This window comes from Paenibacillus xylanilyticus, from assembly GCF_013359935.1.
In the GTDB taxonomy this organism is placed as follows: domain Bacteria; phylum Bacillota; class Bacilli; order Paenibacillales; family Paenibacillaceae; genus Paenibacillus; species Paenibacillus xylanilyticus.
Map to the genome: position 1 here is coordinate 196,602 of NZ_JABMCB010000206.1, position 19,252 is coordinate 215,853.

Here is a 19,252-nt window from a genome sequence, read left to right on the forward strand (position 1 = left end):
CATTTGCAGAGTGTCAGCAGTAGGGGCAAACGGTTAACGGTCGTTATTCCGTACAGAGTGAGACAGACGTGTTGCAGGCCGGAAGGGCTACGCAGCGCCGGATGTCTAACAAGGGTGGTACCACGGTCTTTTCGTCCCTTTTGGGGAGAAAAGGCCTTTTTTTGTTGCAATAACACCACATAAAGGGGGCAATTACACATGAAAGAACGTTTAGAGGCATTGAAGATCGAAGCGCTGGAACAGTTGTCCGGCGTAAATGATCCGCAGACGCTTGGTGATCTGCGTGTAAAGTATTTGGGGAAAAAGGGCGCATTGACTGAGATTTTGCGTGGTATGGGTGCACTTAGTGCGGAGGAACGTCCAGTGATTGGGCAAGTGGCCAACGATGTTCGCAGCGCCATTGAGGAAGTCATCGACAGCAAGCAGGAGCAGTTCCAGAAGGAAGAGACAGCGAAGCGCCTTCAATCCGAGAAAATTGATGTGACCCTGCCTGGACGTCGTGGACGTCAAGGCGGCCTGCATCCGCTAACCAAAGTGGTACAGGAAATCGAAGATATTTTCATCGGCATGGGATACCGCGTAGCGGAAGGTCCTGAAGTGGAAATGGATTACTATAACTTTGAAGCACTGAACCTGCCGAAGAACCACCCGGCCCGCGATATGCAGGATTCCTTCTATGTAACAGAAGACCTGTTGATGCGTACCCATACGTCTCCGGTTCAAGTGCGGACCATGCAGAGCATGAAAGGGGAAGTGCCTGTCAAAGTCATTTGCCCGGGTAAAGTATACCGCCGCGATGATGATGATGCTACGCATTCCTTCCAGTTCAACCAGGTTGAAGGTTTGGTGATCAGTGAGAACATTCGCATGAGTGACCTGAAGGGAACCCTGCTGCAATTTGTGCGTGAAATGTTCGGTGCTCATACGGAAATTCGTTTGCGTCCAAGCTTCTTCCCGTTCACCGAGCCGAGTGCGGAAGTGGATGTAACCTGTGTACAATGCGGCGGCAGCGGCTGTCGGGTATGTAAACAAACCGGATGGCTTGAAATTCTGGGCGGCGGTATGGTTCATCCGAAAGTGCTGGAAATGGGCGGATATGACCCTGAGAAATACAGCGGTTTCGCATTTGGTATGGGGGTAGAGCGTATCGCGATGCTGAAGTATGGTATCGATGATATTCGTCATTTCTATAACAGTGATATGGCATTCCTGAAGCAATTCGGACGGCTGTAACTTAACGATAAGCAAGCGCAACGCTTGAACTGCAAAACTAATTTATAGATTAAGGAAGTGAACGTCCATGAGAGTATCGACAGATTGGCTGTCTGATTATATTGCCCTTGAAGGTGTGACGCCACAGGAACTGGCAGAGAAAATTACACGCGCAGGGATTGAAATCGATGTAGTGGAAAACCGCAACCAGGGCGTAAACAAAGTGGTTGTAGGTTACGTGAAGAGCAAAGAGAAACACCCGGATGCCGACAAATTGAACGTATGTATCATTGATGCCGGACAGGAAGAAGATCTGCAGATCGTATGTGGAGCGAAAAATGTGGATGCAGGTCAAAAGGTAGCTGTGGCCCTGGTTGGAGCGAAACTCCCTGGTGGACTGGATATCAAAAAAGCCAAGCTGCGCGGCGTCGTTTCACTCGGCATGATCTGCTCTGCGAAAGAGCTGGGCATGAATGACAAGTTGCTGCCAAAAGATCAGCAGGAAGGCATTCTTGTCTTGCCGGAGCAAACCGAAATTGGCACGCCGATCAGCCAAGTGCTTGGTCTTGACGATCATGTGCTTGAACTGGATTTGACACCAAATCGTTCCGACTGCCTGAGCATGCGCGGAGCAGCCTATGAAGTAGGCGCCATTCTGGGTCGTGAAGTGAAACTGCCTGATCCAAAAGAGCAGCTGGTCGAGATCGGTGATGCTGCTGCGGATCATATCTCGGTGGAGATCGCAGCTCAGGAACAATGCAGTCACTATGCAGCACGTTATGTGACAGGCATTAAACTTGGAGCTTCTCCCCTCTGGATGCAAAACCGTCTGGTTGCGGCTGGTGTTCGTCCTATCAATAACATTGTGGATATCACAAACTATGTGATGCTGGAATATGGTCAACCGCTGCATGCATTTGATGCAGATAAGCTGGAGAAAGGTCATATCGAAGTACGTATGGCCAAGGAAGGCGAAACGATCGTGACTTTGGATGGCCAGGAGCGCAAGCTTGAACCGCACATGCTGCTGATTACGGATGGCGTGAAGCCGGTAGCCATCGCTGGTGTTATGGGTGGCGAGAATTCCGAGGTTTCGGAAAGCACCGTCAATCTTTTGCTCGAATCCGCCAAGTTCGACGGCGGTACCGTTCGGAAAACGTCGCGCCAACTGGGGCTGCGTTCCGAAGCAAGCATGCGTTTTGAGAAGGAAGTTGACCCGGGGGCTGTCATTACGGCACTGGATCGTGCAGCTGAATTGATTCAACGTTATGCTGAAGGGCAAGTGCACCAGGGAATTGTGGAAGCTGGAGCAGAAGTGGCAGAGAAACGCGTTATACAGCTGTCGCTGGACAGATTGAATCGTTATCTGGGAACAGAGCTGTCACTGCTTGAGGTGAAAACCATTTTTGCTCGTCTGCACTTCGCGTGCGGAGACGCCGAGCAGGGGCTGCTTGATGTGGAAGTGCCGACTCGCAGAGGCGACATTACCCGTGACGTAGATCTCTTCGAAGAAATTGCACGGCTCTATGGATATGACAACATTCCAACCACATTGATTGAAGGACCAACAACTCCAGGTGCCTACACGCGCTCCCAAGCAATGCGTCGCACCATCCGTGGCCTGCTTGCAGGAAGTGGCTGGCAGGAAATGATCAGTTACTCTTTTGTACATCCGGATAAAGCAACGTTGTTCCCGGCATTGACTGAAGGAAGCAAGGCTGTGAAGCTGGCTATGCCTATGAGTGAGGATCGCAGTGTTCTTCGCACAAGCATTCTGCCGCAAATGCTGGATGCAGCGGTCTACAACATGAACCGTAAGCAGGATTCACTGGCTGTGTTTGAAGTAGGCAGCGTGTTCTTCACTGAAGAAGAAAAGCTGACGAAACAACCGCATGAAATTCCGGTCCTGAGCCTGCTGCTTACCGGCAACCGTGCCTCCCAGCAGTGGAATGTGGCAGCAGAAAAAGTGGACTTCTTCGACCTGAAAGGTGCACTTGAGAACCTGTTCTCCTATGTCGGACTGGAACAACGTATTCGTCTTGTGGCAAACAGTCCTGAAGGCTTCCATCCGGGACGTTCTGCATCCGTATATCTGGATGGGAAAAATGGTGGCGAAGGCAAACTGATCGGTACCATGGGTCAGCTTCATCCTGAACTGCAGCAGCAATATGATCTGAATGATGTGTACATCGCAGAGATTGCTCTTGAAGCAATCTACAATGAAGCAGATGTGGACATTCGTTACCGCGAACTTCCGCGTTTCCCAGCCGTAGAACGTGATATTGCGGTAGTTGTAAGCAAGGACATTGAAGCTGGAGATATGCTGCGCACAATTCGTGAAGCAGCGGGTGAACTGCTGCAAACAGTACAGGTATTCGATGTGTTTACAGGCAGCAAACTGGGTGAAGATAAGAAGAGTGTAGCGATGGCTCTTGTGTATCGCAATCGTGAACGTACGTTGACGGATGAGGAAATTACTGAGGTACATGCTCGTGTGGTTGCCCGTCTGGAGGAGCAATTTGGAGCAGAATTGCGCAAATAGAACAGAACCCAATTTTTTGAACAAAGATTAGCAGGAATTGCTTGAAGTCACATCGAATCCTTAGCATTAGAGGATCGATGTGACTTTTTTGTCATTACAGCTTAGAATCAACATACAGACTTGAAGGAGGGCACAACAGTGACTACACCTGATCGTACACGCGTCACCGTAGAGATCTACGGGACTTCCTATAAACTGGTTGGCAGCAGTGCCGACTATATGAAACAAGTAGCTAATTTGGTAGATGAGCGCATGAGCGCAATTTCCAAGCATCACTCCCGTCTGGATACTCCGCGTATTGCGGTGCTGGCGGCTGTACATATGGCTGAGCAGTCTCTACAGACTCAGGAGATCCGGAATGAATTGAAAATGCTGACCGGTGAACGGACAGAACTTAGAAATGAAGTAAACAGGCTGAATGCGATTCAAAGTGAGCATCAGCAGGAACTAGAGCGTCGTGACCAGGCGCTTGCTGAAGCGACCAAGCAGAAGTCCGAGGTAGAGCAGGCCATGGCGAAACTGCAATCCGAGAAGCAGGCAGAGTTAAACAAGCTGAATGCCCTGCTCGAGCAGGAACGTGCACAGGCTGCAGCCCGTGAACAAAAATGGCAGTCGCAGACAGCCGCACAGCTCAAGGAAGCAGAAGAGAAGTTGAAATTGAGCCTGAGAGAAGCCGAAGAGAAGGCGGCAAACCAGCTTAAACAGGCCAAGGCTCAAGCAGCTGCCGAGCTCAAGGAAGTACAGGCACGTGCTGCAGCCGAATTGCAGCAGAGCCAAGCGAAAGCTGCTGGACAGTACAAGGAACTGCAAGAGAAGACAGCAGCCCAGCTCAAGGAAGCGGAAAGTCGTGCTGCAGCAGAACGCCAGAAAATCGAGGCGAAGGCGGTACAGCAGGTACAGGCAGCCAAAGAGGAAGCCGAAGCTGCGATCTTGTCAGAATTGGAGCAGGCTGAGAGTCAATTGAAAAAAGCTCAGGAAGAGGCCGACCTTCAATACCGTGAGCTCCAGGCCCAAACGGATCAGCGCTTGCAGGAGGCTGAGCAGCAGGCTGCTGAGCAATTAAGTTTGCAACTGGTCAAGGTGAAGGAAGAACAGGCAGCACAGCAACAACGATTGGAACAGAACCACGTAACCGAGATTGAAAAGCTAAAAGCCGATTTCCACGAATCCGCGGAGCAGTCTGAACTGGAATGGATGGAAAAGGAAGCTGCTTACGAGGAGCAATTGCAGCAAGCAAAAGAAGCGGCAGCCATTCAGTTTGCAGAAGCCGCGGCTAGTGCTGAAGCAACGTTGCAAGAAGAACGGGGAAAACTGTTGCAACAGCTGGAGCAAGAGCGCACGCAGGCAACGGATCACATCACGGAAATTGAAAACGAACGGAGCAATCTACGCAGGCAGCTGGCAGAGGCACAAGAAGTGGTTGCGGATCAGGAGCAGCAGCTTCAGCACGAACGCGATCAACTTGATACTTTGCGGAATGAACATGCGTTACGCAAACAAGAGCAGGAAGTTCATGTACGCCGGATAGCGGAACTCGAACAACAATTGGGACAGCTGAAGGAAGACAGTGTCCAGCTGCAGGAGCAGCTTCGCGAAACGGAAAATGCCTTGCAGCAGTCTCGTGAAACCGAACAAGAGTGGAAACAGCAATACAATGATACGGTGGAGCGAGAAACTTCTCTCACAGCACAGCTTCGCAAAATTCAAGAGCAGCATGGACTCCTTGAAAAGGATATTCAGAAGCTGCGTGAAGCCGAAGAGAAGTCGGAGAATGAACAACGCAGATTGCAGAAGGTTCTGGAGCAGGCACATGCTGCCGTACGTACATTGCAAAATGAAATCAGTATGCTTACCGAAAGTGAAAAGTCATGGAAGGACCTGGCAGAACAACGTCTTCTCGAAATGGGAGAGCTGGAGACTCAAGTGCTTGAGGCAGCAGAACAGAATGAAACATTGGAGTCTGGTGTACAGTCACTTCATGATGAATTATCCGTGGTTAAGGAAGAAGCTCGCGGGTACAGAGAAGAAGCGAATCGCTACAACGAGCAGGCAAGTCGTGAGCACCAGGAACGTGTGCAGCTCGAAGATGAGCTTAACCGTATCCGTGAAGAGCTGAACAAACTCCAGGAAACCTATAAACAAATCCGGAATGATTATGGGGATGCACTTCAGCGCGAAGAGGATCGGACTCGCGAGCTGGATGAACTAGGCCAAGAAAAGCAGTCGCTGGAACAGGCGCTAGCGAAGTCGAGAGAGCATGCCACCAAGCTATCGGAACAACTTGCTGAACAGAGCGGTTTGCTTGCACAGACAGAGGAGGAAGCGCTGGAATGGCAAATCAAGCATGAAGAATTGTCTGCGTCACAGGCAGAGCTCGCATCACGGCTGGACGAGTTAAAAGAGCGGGAAGCTCAGCTTCTTGCTCGAGCTGAACAAGCCGAACAGCAGGATCAGGTCTGGCAGCGTCGTGCAGAAGAATGGGCTGTACAGGAACAATCCTGGCAGGAACGCTGGAATCTGCTTGAGAACGAATTGAGCGTATGGCAGAAGGAAAGTGCCGCCACGGTTGAAAAGGTGGAAGAGCTGGAGCAGGAACGACAGCAGCTGGACCAACTGCGCGCGGAAGCAATAGAAGAGAAGCAAACGATGGAAAATGAACTGCTGGAGATTGGTGAGCGGTACGAGCTTGCAGCGAATCAGCTGCGTTTGCTGCAGGTGGAACGTGAAATGGAGCAGGAGAAGGCAGAGCAGCTGAACATGGAGTATCGCCAGCTGCACGATGAATATACGAAGTTGCAGACGGAATATAACGAATGGATCGAATTGATTGAACAGGATCAGACCTAACGAAATTAGATCATGATTGGAATCATGGACATCGTACGAATGTACAATTTGTTATAATACAGAAAGAGCTCCCGTCGCTGCGGGGGCTCCTTGTCTTGGGGCTTATTATTCTTCGACAATGATTTTGGAGATCATGCTGCTATGCCCACTTCCACAAAACACGGAGCAGGACATTTCGAATTCTCCTACTTTGTCGGGGGTAATCACTTTAGAGCTGTTTTTGGTGTCGAGCCGTAAATTCAGCTCAGGAACGAGAATGCCATGATTACCATTGACGTTTTCGTAAACAATGTTAACCGGGACCCCTTTTTTGAGATGGTATTCCGGTTGGTCGAATTCATAGTTGCTCGCCTTGATTACGAGTTCCTCGCTTGCGGTTACACCTGCATCGGTATCACCGCTGCTGCCCGAGCCTGCGGACTGTTTGCCTCCTCCACAAGCAGCGAGAACCAGGATTAACATGCAGGCTGCAAGCCAAGCCATAGTCTTTTTCATCATGTGCCTCCTTAAGCATGGTATAGATGAAATTTTAATCATTTCTCAAGTCATCATACCGCAAAATGATTAGGCCTGTACATGAAGGCTATGTCGTTTTTTTGAAGATTAACAAGTAGAATTTCTCTCTAATCCAGAGAAGCGGCTGAGATGCTATGGAAATGAAAAAACCTCATCAGGCATATTGGCCATCAGAGGTTGAAGGAGAACTCGTAGGTGTTTAAAGCAGTTGCAATATTAGGTGCTTCTTAGTTATTCTTGGAGCTTCGTCCCGCTTCGAAAGGTGTGGATACCGGAATGAATAGATCGATTATCCCAATCACCAGCGCAGCCAGAATGGCGCCAAGCAGACTAACTTCGACATGGTCAACAATATACTGACCGAGCCAGATCACCAATGCACTGACAATAAAGCCGACGATCCCACGGCCAAAAGGGGTGACCCTTTTGCCAAAGACGCCTTCAATGATCCAGCCGAGCAGTGCAATAACCAGAGCGAGCAGCAGAGCGCTCCAGAAACCACCGACAGCAAATCCGGGAACGATCCAGCTGACAACCATTAATACGATCGCAGCGATGATAAAACGTACGACATGTCCCAAGAAGTTCAACGTGTTTACCTCCTTTAAGTTCAGATCGGATTATGCATTTGTCATCCACATCACACGGAGAGGCTGCAAAATCCTGACACCTGTAGTTTGTAGCATGATGTCAGAACTTATGTGTGGAAGGATTCGTTAAATAGCGCGACATCGTTTCTTTCGTTATAATACAGATATAGTTTGGAAGGAGTTGTACACTTGGACACGAAAATTTTACACACACTGGAATACCGCAAAATTTTAAATACATTACAAAGCTATGCACAGACGACCATGGGAAAAAAGAAAGCGGAACAATTGGAACCCATCAGTGAGTTGGAAGAAGTAAAAAGATTACTCCAGCAAACGGATGAAGCATTCACATATGACCGTCTGAAAGGTTCACCTTCTTTTGGAGGCATTGTGGACATCACGGCATCCGTGAAACGAGCCGAAATCGGAGGAACCCTGAATCCGCATGAACTTCTTGGAATTTCCAATACAACTTTGGCAGCTCGCCGCTTGAAGCGGCAAATCGCGGCCCTTCATGAAGATGAAAAGATTGAGTCATTGTTTTTTATCAGCGATCAACTGTCGGAGCAAAAGGCGCTTGAAGACGCCATTCGTGTCTGTATTGATGACAACGCTGAAGTTGCAGACAGCGCGAGTGTAACACTTGCACAGATTCGGCGTGAGCTTCGGGGCGGGGAATCGAGAATTCGCGAAAAGCTGGATTCCATGATTCGTTCCTCTACGGTGTCCAAGATGCTTCAGGATCAGCTGATCACCATTCGTGGAGATCGATTCGTCATCCCGGTAAAAGCGGAATATCGTTCTTACTTTGGCGGGATCGTGCACGATCAATCCGGTTCAGGAGCAACATTGTTTATAGAGCCTGAGTCCATCGTAGCGATGAACAACAAATTGCGTGAGACCCGAATTCGGGAAGAACGCGAAATTGAAGTGATTCTGCAGAAATTGACGGCACTTGTCAGCGAGCAGGCTGAATGGCTGTTATATGACGTCGATTTGCTAGGATCTCTGGATTTTATCTTTGCCAAAGCGCGGCATGCCCGTGAACTGAAAGCCACGTTGCCTCGTATGAATGACCGTGGATTTATCAAGCTCAAAAAAGGACGTCATCCGCTAATCGCCATCGAAAACGTGGTACCGACCGACATTGAACTGGGCAATGATTATACATCCATTATTGTGACGGGGCCGAATACGGGTGGTAAAACAGTAACACTCAAAACGATTGGTTTGCTAAGCCTCATGGCAATGTCCGGTCTGTTTGTTCCTGCCGAAGATGGCAGTCAGCTCTGTGTGTTTGACGCAATCTATGCCGATATTGGAGACGAGCAGAGTATTGAGCAGAACCTAAGTACGTTCTCCAGTCATATGACGAACATCATTCGAATTCTGAAAAATATGACGACAAAAAGTCTGGTGCTGCTTGACGAGCTCGGCGCAGGAACAGACCCCGCCGAAGGATCGGCACTGGCCATTTCCATTCTGGAGCATATGCATCAAACAGGATGCCGCATGGTGGCAACAACGCATTACAGTGAGCTGAAAGCTTATGCATATGAACGTAAAGGTGTCATTAACGCCAGCATGGAGTTTGACGTGAATACACTGAGCCCGACGTATCGTCTATTGGTAGGCGTTCCGGGACGAAGTAATGCGTTTGCCATTGCTGAACGTCTTGGTTTGCCAGGATATATATTGGACTATGCTCGTGGCGAGGTGAAGGAAGAGGATCAGCGTGTGGAACACATGATTGCTTCTCTCGAAGAGAACCGGCTTACAGCGGAGCAGGAACGGGAAAATGCCGAGCGACTGCGTCAGGATATGGAGAAATTGCGCAGTCGTCATCAATCCGAGCTGGAGAAGCTGGAACAGCAGCGTGAACGCCGGATTGAAAAAGCAGAGGAAGATGCTCGCAATATTGTGGACAAGGCCAGAGCGGAAGCAGAGAAAATTATTGCGGATCTGCGTCAGCTCGCGATGGAAGAAGGCGCATCCGTAAAAGAGCATAAACTTATTGCTGCCCGTAAACAACTGGATGAAGCCGAGCCGGAGAAACGCAAGAAAACAGTGAAACGCACAGGGTCTGCATCCAAAACCCGCGCTATCGGCCCAGGCGATGAAGTGCATGTGTACAGTTTGAACCAAAAAGGTCATGTCGTCGAATTGTCCGGCAGCAAAGAAGCGGTTGTGCAGTTGGGTATCATGAAAATGAAAGTATCTCTGGATGATCTGGAACTGAAGCAATCTGCGCCTGAAGCGAAGGTCAAACAGAAACCAGTCACTGGCATGAAGCGCACACGTGACGATAATGTGAAGAGTGAATTGGATCTACGGGGAACCAACTTGGAAGAAGCATTGATGGAGACGGACCGTTTTATCGATGAAGCATTCCTGGCGAATCTGGGTCAAATTTACATCATTCACGGTAAAGGAACAGGAATTTTGCGTTCCGGTATTCAGGATTATCTCCGTAAGCATAAACATATTAAAAGTTACCGGCTGGGCAACTATGGAGAAGGCGGAAACGGCGTAACCGTTGCAGAACTGGAATAGCCGGACCATGAAACAACGATGTTCCATTGCCAGTGGTGAGAGGGGCAGTGGAACAGGGAAGGGGAACAGTGAGTGAAAGGGACGATTGACCAATTGCTGTCTCATCCCTTGGGGATGGTACTCGGTTTTTTCTCGGTAGCCATCATGGAGCTGCTTGTTTTTCTGGCTTGTTTTGAACTTGTAACCAAATACAAATGTTGGGATGAGATCAAGAAAGGCAATGTGGCTGTTGCCATGGCAACGGGAGGCAAGATCTTTGGAATCTGCAACGTGCTTCGCTTCTGCATTCAGGCCAAGTCTTCTGTGTATGAAGCGATGACTTGGTCTTTTGTAGGCTTTGTTCTTCTGCTCATTGCCTACTTTCTGTTCGAATTTTTGACACCCGTCTTCTCGATAGACAAGGAAATTGCGCGAGATAATCGGGCAGTTGGTTTAATATCCATGATTATTTCCGTCTCGTTGTCATTTGTAATCGGCGCGAGCATCATGTAGGGGGACCTGGCATGAAAATATTGATACGGATTTTGTTTGCGGCATCTATTGTGTTTTTTGCTATCGGTGTCATTTATGTCATGAACACCTGACAGGAAGATTGTATAAAGAAAGGTTGATCTAATATGGAAACAACAGTATGTCCATGGTGCCACACTGAAATCGTATGGGATGAGGAATTGGGACCTGAAGAAGAATGTCCGTATTGCCATAATGAACTGAAGGGTTACCGTACGCTGAACATTAACATCGGAGATGAAGAAGGTGATGAAGCAGACGATATTTACGATGTAGATGATGTTCAAGACCGTGACCAGACCTCTGATATTGCTGCATTGTGGGGAGATGAGGTAGAGCTGAAATTGCCCGAACTGCGTACCTTAACCAAATATGCAGATGAGGGCAACGATCTGATCCAATATGAAGAAGGTGTGGAAAAACAGCTTGACCTGCAGGAAGAAGTGCCGGAATGTCCACATTGCCGCGAATTCATGATTCTCGCTGGCACACAAACCTCCAAACCGGACACGTTCACACCTGTTGCCAATGCAGTTTCACGGGAAGATTCCCTGCTGGACGCACCGTTCACGGTTCAGATGTATGTATGCTCCGGATGTTTCCAAGTGCAATATAGTCTGTCCGAAGACGATCGGCTGCGTCTCATTCAAAATCTGAGCGCCAAGAAGTAATTTCCACTCCATTAAAAATGAATTATTCCTGAGATTCATCATGTTTTTCCTCTGCTTGGGGTAGGTTAACCTTAAGACCTGCCTGCGAAGTGCTGACTTCAAGTGGAATAAGGAGGGAGCAGATGAAGATATCTCTGGGCCGACAATCCATTCTGCTTCTGGGCGTGAATGGATTGTTTGTGTTAGCCGGAGCTTTGTCGGGAACGTTTCTGAATGTATATTTGTGGAAGAGTCGTCCAGACTATGCCATGCTCGGATGGTTTACGATAAGTCAGCAGCTTGCCCTTGGATTGACATTTTGGTTAGCCGGTAAATGGGTGAAGGAACATAATAAAATGAGTGCACTGCGGCTGGGCACAGCATTATCTGGCACATTCTATATGCTTGTTCTATGGGCCGGTCCAAAAGCGGTGGATTGGATATGGCCACTCGGTATATTGCTTGGATGTGCTTTGGGTTTATTCTGGATCGCCTTTAATGTGGTGTACTTTGAAGTGACCGACCGGGAAAACCGGGACCTGTTCAATGGATGGGTGGGATTGCTGGGCTCCATGACAGGAATTATTGGTCCATGGTTCTCGGGTTTGATTATTTCAAAGATGGTGGATAACTCAGGTTATCGGCTCATTTTTACCGTCTCACTCATAATTTATGTGATTGCAGTGGTCTTCAGCTTTTTTCTGAAAAAAAGAAAAGTCAGCGGTACCTACCGCTGGTCGGAACCCTGGCAGCAGTTATCCCGCTCAGGGAGTGAATGGAGGCCTCTTGGACTGGGATTGGTTGCCCAGGGGGTAAGGGAGGGCGTGTTTGCCTTTCTAATCGCGCTGCTCGTTTATGTAGCCACGGAGCAGGAATACAAGCTGGGTCAATTCTCATTGATTACATCCGCCGTAGCCTTGGTCAGTTATTGGATGGCAGGCAAGTGGTTCAAACCGCATTATAGATCCAAAGGCATGTTGACGGGGGCCATAATTCTATTTGTCGTTCTGCTTCCCTTAATCTGGAAAGTAAGCTATGGCACACTATTAATTATGGGAATTGGTTCAGCGCTCGCCATGCCGTTATACATGCTGCCCATGATTGCGGCAGGATTCGACTTGATGGGCATGAGCGGCGAAAATGTGGAGAAAAGGGTTGAACTTGTCGTATTAAGGGAGCTTTGCTTGATGACAGGGCGCTTGTCTGGTCTAGCTGTATTTATCCTCATCGTGATGAATGGTCCCTCCCTTCAGATGCTAACCTGGCTGATTGTGGTTTTAGGTGCTTTCCCGCTGATCGGCTGGATCTTTATGCGTAAAATGCTAACTCAAACACAGCAGTAACATTGCTGTCCCATCAGATTATCAGAATAAAAGAAGGTGCAGAAACAGGAAGGGATTCCTGATCTGCACCTTTTTTCATTTTACACAGGAGAAGGTTTATTGGTTCTGGTTAATGAGAACAACTCCATGTCCTCGTTCTTGCCCATAGTAATGACATCTGCAAGAATGGATGCGGCAATCATGCTGTATACCGTACCGTTGCCTCCATAACCTTCAATAAAATAACAATTGGGGTAATCGGGGTGCGGGCCGACAAAAGGGAGTCCATCATGGGTGCTGCCAAATACAGCTTCCCAAGCATAATCCATTTTCAGATCTGGCAGTGGGAAGTAGTCAGCTATTTTATGCAATAGAGTCTCACCCTTATTTCTGGCTCTAATGGCACGTTGGTCCTCATGTGGAATTTCCTCATCAAGTCCCCCGGCAATAATTCTGCCGTCGGGGGTTGTTCGCATGTATAAATAAGGGCGAGCCGTTTCCCATATCAAGCTACGTTTATACCAGCTGCTGAGATCCTTCAGTGGTTTGGTTGCAATAGCATAAGTGCTCTGCAGGTAGGCTCCGCGGTCATTCTTAATCTCCTGTGTCTCGTATCCTGTTGAAAAAATGACCTGCTTGGCACGGATTGTCCCACTAGGCGTGTAACAGACGACACCGTCTTCATCATAATCACAATGGATCATCTCGGTCCGTTCGTAGATCCGGGCACCCTTACTGTAAGCAGATTGAAGCAAGCCGTGCACCAGCCTGAAGGGATTAACTTCCGCATCTCCATTGGTGAACAATGCGATCGGCTTGCTAAAAGGGAAGTGGGTGCTGATTTTGTCCCGATCCCACATCTCCACATCGAACCCGTAGGTTTTGAGCGTGTGGTACTCCTCTTCCAAAAGAGCAACATCTTCTTCGCTGCTTGCACAATACAAACTTGTACGGGGGGTATACCATGGGTCAATCTCCAAACTGGAGGCCATGTCCTCCAGCTGCTGCAGGGCAATACGGCACAATTCATAAAATCGTACCCCACGTCGTTCTCCAAAGGTATGTATGCAGGAGGTGAGCGTCTTGTCGTTGGAGTATTGCAGCAGTCCCAAGTTGGCCATGCTGCTCCCATGGCCGATCTCTCTCTTATCAATGACTACCGTGCGCAATCCTCTTTCTGTCATAAGTTTGGCAGACAGGGCACCTCCCATGCCACCCCCGATAATGAGACAATCACAGATGATCTCACCTTCGAGAACCGGATAGTTGAAATGGGGTTGGAAAGTAGTAGACCAAAACGTATTGCCATTTATAAGTTCCATAATGAAATCACCTCAATTGAATGTTAAATAAGTATACTTTCGCAGGACAAGGTAAAAATAAACTCGCATAAACTTTAGATTAAGGAGGAAGACGATACATGCAAAATACACAAATGCAAGCACTTAGCCCCAAAGAACTGAACTATATTGCAGACTCGATCTCCAATGAAGAAATGCTGATCAAACAGTGTGCAGCAACAGCTTCTATCTCACATAACCCGCAAATCCAGCAGGCTCTTAACCAGTATGTTCACACACATGAACAGCATCTAAGTACACTCGTCAATGTGCTTCAGCAGCATCAGTCCATTGCGCCTACACAAGCTCAATAGTCCCGGAAATCTAAACACATAGGAGGAAATCGCATGCACTCTCAATCTTTGTCATCTGGTGGGAATTTTATGCAGGAACAGGACCTGTTGAAGTCGATTCTTGCTGATTTAAGACGAACTTCGCGTGAATACACAACAGCAACGACAGAATCTTCCTGCCCGGTGACCCGCAGAATGTTTACAGACCTGACGAACAGTACCCTTAGATTGCAGGGGGAATTGTTTCATCTGATGCAGCAGAACAACATGTACTCAGCCTCTTCGAAGGCCACTCGAAGCGAATTAGACAAGACGGTTCAGTCAGCACAACAAACGCAGCAAAAGTGCCATCAGTTCATTCAGGAAAAGAATACGCAAGCCAGTCCATACAGTCAGGCACCTAATGTGCCTCAGCATCAACCCAATTATGGTAACCCTTATTACATGTAACCTTTTTAAGCTCAAGTTTTTATGGACCATACCACCGCTTGCCTGAATTCAGGGCAGGCGGTTTTTGTCTTTGCATGGACGTTAAATTCATGTAATATAAGTATTAATTCATTTTCAGGAACCTGGATGACGCTGGAGGGAAAGTCATGAAAGATTTGAACGATCTGCAATTAAAAGTTCTGGATCTGCTGAAGGAAGACGCAAGAAGGTCTCCGGCGCTGCTGTCTACACTGCTGGGGGAGTCTGAAGACAAGATCAAGAACGCTGTGGCCCAGCTTGAACAGGATCACGTTATTGTAAAGTATGCAACCGTGGTTAACTGGAGCAAAATTGACGATGAGAAAGTAACAGCCCTGATTGAAGTACAGATCACACCGGAACGTGGTCGTGGTTTTGAGGGCATCGCCGAACGAATTTATCTATATCCGCAAGTGAAATCAGTTTATCTCATGTCAGGTGCATACGATCTGCTCGTAGAAGTGGAAGGTGGCAACCTGCGTGAAGTCGCTAACTTTGTATCGGAGAAACTGTCACCGATTGATTCTGTGCTTTCGACCAAAACGAATTTTATTCTTAAAAAATATAAGCAGGACGGGATCATTTTTGAAGACCATCAGGAAGATAACCGTCTCATGATCTCGCCGTAAAGGAAGATGTGTCATGATAGTGAATGAACAGACAACAGGGAACAACAAGAAGATGACCTCGTATCTGGCACCTCTGGTTCAACAGATACCCCCATCCGGGATTCGCAAGTTTTTCGACCTGGTGGGTGACAACAAGGATATTATTACACTGGGTGTTGGTGAACCCGACTTCGTTACACCTTGGCATATGCGTGAAGCTTGTGTATACTCCCTCGAAAGAGGCATGACAAGTTATACATCGAATGCAGGGATGCCCAAGTTGAGAGAAGCCATCAGTAATTACCTGGATACTCAATTCGATACCAAGTATGATCCCAAGGATGAGATTATTGTTACGGTTGGCGGCAGTGAGGCCATTGACCTTGCGCTGCGTGCTTTAATCGTGCCTGGAGACGAAATTCTGATTCCGGAGCCTTCATACGTGGCCTATTCTCCCATTGCTTCCATAGGCGGAGGAGTTCCTGTGGGTGTTGAAACCTATGCGAAAGATCAATTTAAATTGACTGCCGAGGCACTTGAAGCAGGCATTACGCCGAAGTCCAAAGTTGTGATTTTATGTTATCCGAGCAATCCGACGGGGGCCATCATGACGTACGAAGACTGGCTGCCGATTGCAGAAGTCATCAAGAAGCATGATCTCATCGTCATTGCTGATGAAATTTATGCAGAACTGACGTATACACAAAAACATGTCAGCTTCGCATCAATTCCGGATATGAAGGAACGGACCATTCTTGTGAGCGGCTTCTCAAAGGCATTTGCCATGACAGGCTGGCGGATCGGTTACATGTGCGGTCATCCTGAACTTATCGCAGCCATGTTAAAGATTCACCAGTATACTGTAATGTGTGCTCCAGCTATGGGGCAGGTCGCAGCGCTTGAAGCGTTAACGAATGGGCTGGGGGAGAAGGACCGAATGGTGGAGTCCTATAATCAGCGCAGACGTCTTATTGTACAGGGTTTCCGTGATATTGGCCTGGATTGTCACGAACCTCAGGGAGCGTTCTATGTATTCCCTAGCATTCAGAAAACAGGTCTCAACTCTGATCTTTTTGCAGAGCGACTCTTAACCGAAAATAAGGTGGCTGCTGTGCCTGGGAACGTGTTTGGCCCTCAGGGAGAAGGTTTTCTGCGCTGTTCTTATGCCACTTCAGTGACCCAACTGAACGAAGCATTGGAACGAATCGGAAATTTTGTTTACAAACTGCAAAAAGAGGGTTAATAGGAAGTAGAATCATTTTGCAAATGTGTCCATTTTGTAATTTAGAAAAAAATAACTTTCATTTACAAAATATTGTGATATAATTTCAATTTGAAATATGTTTTTCATATATTTGGAAACTAATTTTCCAAGGAGGGGTTGGCATTGTTTTGTGTTGAATATGATTTACCGACTAATCGTGGGCATTATCTGGCTGAGAGCGATCATGGCGACCGGTGGTCGGTGAGACCGGATCACGAATCTTTGCATGACATTTCCTTGGAAGATGAGATCCATATCCTTCGTCGCAAGATGGAACAGATTTTCCTGGAGGAGAAATCCTTTACTTCGGAAATTGTGATTGAAATCAGCAGCTTGCTGGATCTGAAGATTAATGAATATATGAAAGCTAACCCGATTAAAGGAAGATAAATTGCTGTTAACGAAAACGTTACCCATATGAAATGCAGAGAAGACCCTGACGGGTCTTTTTTTTGATATGGTTATGGAATCTCTTAAATGAACGGGTTATTTTTTTGCGTGGAACAATTGTGATATATTGTACTTAGGAGACTAAAGGGGGAACTGGAATGAAGAGATTTTGGGGGCTAACAGCAATCGTTTCATTGATTTTTCTGCTTGCTGGATGTGGTGGGAAGGACGGATTTACCATTTTCATCATTGATAATCAAGGTAATCCATCCGTAATCTCGGAGCAGTTACAGGCCAATTTGCAGCAGAAACTGGGTGAGGAGCCGAAAGTTGAAGTCATTTCGAGTGCAATGTACGATGTCCAGAAAATCATGGTTGAGTACGCAGCAGGGAGTCATGATATTTTCATCCTGCCGGAAGCAGACATGAAACAATACGGGAGCAACGGCTCCAATATCCCGCTTGATGATACTTTTGATCCAGAGAAGTATAAACGTGGTGTGTTTGACGGTGGAGTTCTTGTTGAGCAGGGTCAAGGAGATGACGGTACTGACATTAAGAAGGAATCACATCTCTATGGTATCCCGCTGGAAGAGATGCAAATGTTCAAGGATCTGGATTATGCCGCTCAAAATCTGTTCGCTACCATTCCGCTATCGGCAGCCAATGTCGAAGATTCCAAAAAAGTGCTGAAGGCGCTGACAGAATAGCGTAATACAGCATGGTAACTGAAGGAGGGGAGCGGATTGCTGATTACGGTCACTGGCGGTATAGGGAGTGGTAAAACCAGGTTTGCCCTGGGTTACGCAGCCCAAATCAGCCGGGAAGGAATCTATTTATCCACAGGCGATCATGATCCGGTGATTCCGGAACTGCCATCCGCTCATTATCGAGCCATTTCAGCCGGCAACGGTCATCATCTGACAGAGGTCATTCACCAGATCAATCGGGAATCGAATCTGTTTCTGGCTGATCAGCGAATAGTCATCGTAGACAGCCTGACCTCATGGATGGCTGCCGGGTTTAGAGCAACGGATGATCTGGATCAACAACGCGTACATACACAACAGCTGCTTGATGCCTTGCTATCTTATCAAGGCAAGCTGCTGGTCATTACTAATGAAATGCATGGTGCTCTGTATCCATCGGAAAAGGAACGTATCTTTGCAGCGAGGATGGCTTCGGTGAACCGTGCGCTCCAGGCCCACTCGGAACGCATGTATATGGTAGTATCTGGACTGGCGATTGATCTGAAAGATCAAGAAATGCGTTACGATGAGTAAAAGGGAATTGGATGAAAGAGATGTACAAGCATACAAAAGCCTCCGTACCACAATTGTGGTCGGAGGCTTATTTTATCTACGTAGTGTAAAATTACAATCAATTGTTGTGATGAACGATCTCTATTTACTTTTTTTCATACGTCTGATCCACCAGATGATGCAGCCAATCAGGATGATGGCGAGCAGCGCATAGACCACCAGAGAATAGACGTCCATAAAGTGCAAAATATTCTCCCAAGAAGCGCCAAGTGCAGCCCCGACCGAGACCAGAATAATATTCCAAGCGAGTGTTCCGATGGTTGTGAAGAGCACGAACAAACCGAATTTCATGTTGGACATGCCTGCAGGAATCGAGATGAGACTGCGAACAAGAGGTACCATGCGGCAAAATAATACAGTCCACATTCCATATTTGTCAAACCATGCATCGACACGGTGAATATCCTCTTTTTTGATTCGCAAAATATGTCCCCAGCGATCTACAATTTTCTCCAGACGATTCACGTCAATCAGAAGTCCGATACCATAGAGAATCATAGCACCCAGCACAGAACCAATGGTAGCTGCAATGATTACACCGGGAAGGGTAAGGCTGGTGTACGTTGTCATGAATCCGCCGAAAGGCAAAATAATTTCCGATGGAATGGGAGGAAATACGTTTTCTAGTGCAATAATGAGTGCTATGCCTATGTAGCCGTATTGTTCCATGAAATCGGTTATCCAGTTTTGCATAATCGTCTCCTCTACTTTTGATTTACCTGAATTTGACGTATACTCGGGCAGAGTACGCCAATTCATATATACGTGCAAAGGGTACAACCGGTTTCTGAAAAAAATGCATTTCCGTAACCATCTGAGGTC

18 protein-coding genes are annotated in these 19,252 nt (G+C 47.5%); 14 read left to right on the top strand and 4 right to left on the bottom strand.

Features of this window, described 5'->3' with window-relative positions; genetic code table 11:
• Positions 1 to 198: 198 nt before the first annotated feature.
• The 3 genes from pheS (at position 199) to HP552_RS32775 (ending at position 6,601) form a co-directional block, all read left to right on the top strand.
• The gene (pheS, locus tag HP552_RS32765) at positions 199 to 1,233 is read left to right on the top strand and encodes a phenylalanine--tRNA ligase subunit alpha (protein WP_175399507.1); all 1,035 of its coding nucleotides are present in this window, start codon (positions 199 to 201) and stop codon (positions 1,231 to 1,233) included.
• Between the two features lie 67 nt (positions 1,234 to 1,300).
• Positions 1,301 to 3,754: a phenylalanine--tRNA ligase subunit beta gene (gene pheT, locus HP552_RS32770; RefSeq protein ID WP_175399508.1), complete on the top strand. Its 2,454-nt coding sequence runs from the start codon at positions 1,301 to 1,303 to the stop codon at positions 3,752 to 3,754.
• A 138-nt stretch (positions 3,755 to 3,892) separates the two neighbouring features.
• Positions 3,893 to 6,601: a cell division protein ZapA gene (locus HP552_RS32775; RefSeq protein WP_175399509.1), complete on the top strand. Its 2,709-nt coding sequence runs from the start codon at positions 3,893 to 3,895 to the stop codon at positions 6,599 to 6,601.
• A 105-nt stretch (positions 6,602 to 6,706) separates the two neighbouring features.
• On the opposite strand, the gene HP552_RS32780 is transcribed toward HP552_RS32775, so the two are convergent.
• On the bottom strand, positions 6,707 to 7,099 hold the full coding sequence (locus HP552_RS32780; RefSeq protein WP_312884389.1) for a cytochrome C oxidase subunit II: 393 nt from the start codon (positions 7,097 to 7,099) through the stop codon (positions 6,707 to 6,709).
• Positions 7,100 to 7,344: 245 nt separating this feature from the next.
• Complete coding sequence (locus HP552_RS32785; protein WP_127539412.1) at positions 7,345 to 7,707, bottom strand: phage holin family protein; 363 nt, start codon at positions 7,705 to 7,707, stop codon at positions 7,345 to 7,347.
• 189 nt (positions 7,708 to 7,896) lie between these two features.
• Between HP552_RS32785 and HP552_RS32790 the strand changes: the two genes are divergently transcribed.
• From HP552_RS32790 to HP552_RS32805, 4 genes are all read left to right on the top strand, one after another.
• Positions 7,897 to 10,263, top strand: a complete 2,367-nt coding sequence (locus tag HP552_RS32790) for an endonuclease MutS2 (protein WP_175399510.1) — start codon at positions 7,897 to 7,899, stop codon at positions 10,261 to 10,263.
• Positions 10,264 to 10,335: 72 nt separating this feature from the next.
• Positions 10,336 to 10,755: a DUF350 domain-containing protein gene (locus HP552_RS32795; protein WP_312884390.1), complete on the top strand. Its 420-nt coding sequence runs from the start codon at positions 10,336 to 10,338 to the stop codon at positions 10,753 to 10,755.
• Between the two features lie 125 nt (positions 10,756 to 10,880).
• A complete protein-coding gene (locus HP552_RS32800; protein WP_175399511.1) occupies positions 10,881 to 11,444 on the top strand; it encodes a hypothetical protein in 564 nt (187 codons plus the stop codon).
• Between the two features lie 122 nt (positions 11,445 to 11,566).
• Complete coding sequence (locus tag HP552_RS32805; RefSeq protein ID WP_175399512.1) at positions 11,567 to 12,766, top strand: MFS transporter; 1,200 nt, start codon at positions 11,567 to 11,569, stop codon at positions 12,764 to 12,766.
• Positions 12,767 to 12,846: 80 nt separating this feature from the next.
• On the opposite strand, the gene HP552_RS32810 is transcribed toward HP552_RS32805, so the two are convergent.
• Complete coding sequence (locus tag HP552_RS32810) at positions 12,847 to 14,067, bottom strand: NAD(P)/FAD-dependent oxidoreductase (RefSeq protein ID WP_175399513.1); 1,221 nt, start codon at positions 14,065 to 14,067, stop codon at positions 12,847 to 12,849.
• 98 nt (positions 14,068 to 14,165) lie between these two features.
• Between HP552_RS32810 and HP552_RS32815 the strand changes: the two genes are divergently transcribed.
• The 7 genes from HP552_RS32815 (at position 14,166) to HP552_RS32845 (ending at position 18,391) form a co-directional block, all read left to right on the top strand.
• On the top strand, positions 14,166 to 14,399 hold the full coding sequence (locus HP552_RS32815) for a hypothetical protein (RefSeq protein WP_175399514.1): 234 nt from the start codon (positions 14,166 to 14,168) through the stop codon (positions 14,397 to 14,399).
• 33 nt (positions 14,400 to 14,432) lie between these two features.
• Complete coding sequence (locus tag HP552_RS32820; protein ID WP_175399515.1) at positions 14,433 to 14,828, top strand: spore coat protein; 396 nt, start codon at positions 14,433 to 14,435, stop codon at positions 14,826 to 14,828.
• Between the two features lie 146 nt (positions 14,829 to 14,974).
• Entirely contained in the window at positions 14,975 to 15,475 is a 501-nt protein-coding gene (locus HP552_RS32825) for an Lrp/AsnC family transcriptional regulator (protein WP_095288304.1), read from the top strand.
• A gap of 13 nt (positions 15,476 to 15,488) precedes the next feature.
• Positions 15,489 to 16,697, top strand: a complete 1,209-nt coding sequence (locus HP552_RS32830) for an aminotransferase class I/II-fold pyridoxal phosphate-dependent enzyme (RefSeq protein WP_175399516.1) — start codon at positions 15,489 to 15,491, stop codon at positions 16,695 to 16,697.
• Between the two features lie 222 nt (positions 16,698 to 16,919).
• Positions 16,920 to 17,108, top strand: coding sequence for an aspartyl-phosphate phosphatase Spo0E family protein (locus tag HP552_RS32835; protein WP_312884395.1), 189 nt, complete (start codon positions 16,920 to 16,922; stop codon positions 17,106 to 17,108).
• A 158-nt stretch (positions 17,109 to 17,266) separates the two neighbouring features.
• Entirely contained in the window at positions 17,267 to 17,818 is a 552-nt protein-coding gene (locus HP552_RS32840) for a hypothetical protein (RefSeq protein WP_175399517.1), read from the top strand.
• Positions 17,819 to 17,854: 36 nt separating this feature from the next.
• Complete coding sequence (locus tag HP552_RS32845; protein WP_175399518.1) at positions 17,855 to 18,391, top strand: bifunctional adenosylcobinamide kinase/adenosylcobinamide-phosphate guanylyltransferase; 537 nt, start codon at positions 17,855 to 17,857, stop codon at positions 18,389 to 18,391.
• 120 nt (positions 18,392 to 18,511) lie between these two features.
• Here the strand turns inward: HP552_RS32845 and HP552_RS32850 are convergent, their stop codons facing one another.
• The gene (locus HP552_RS32850) at positions 18,512 to 19,123 is read right to left on the bottom strand and encodes a DedA family protein (RefSeq protein WP_175399519.1); all 612 of its coding nucleotides are present in this window, start codon (positions 19,121 to 19,123) and stop codon (positions 18,512 to 18,514) included.
• Positions 19,124 to 19,252: the final 129 nt, after the last annotated feature.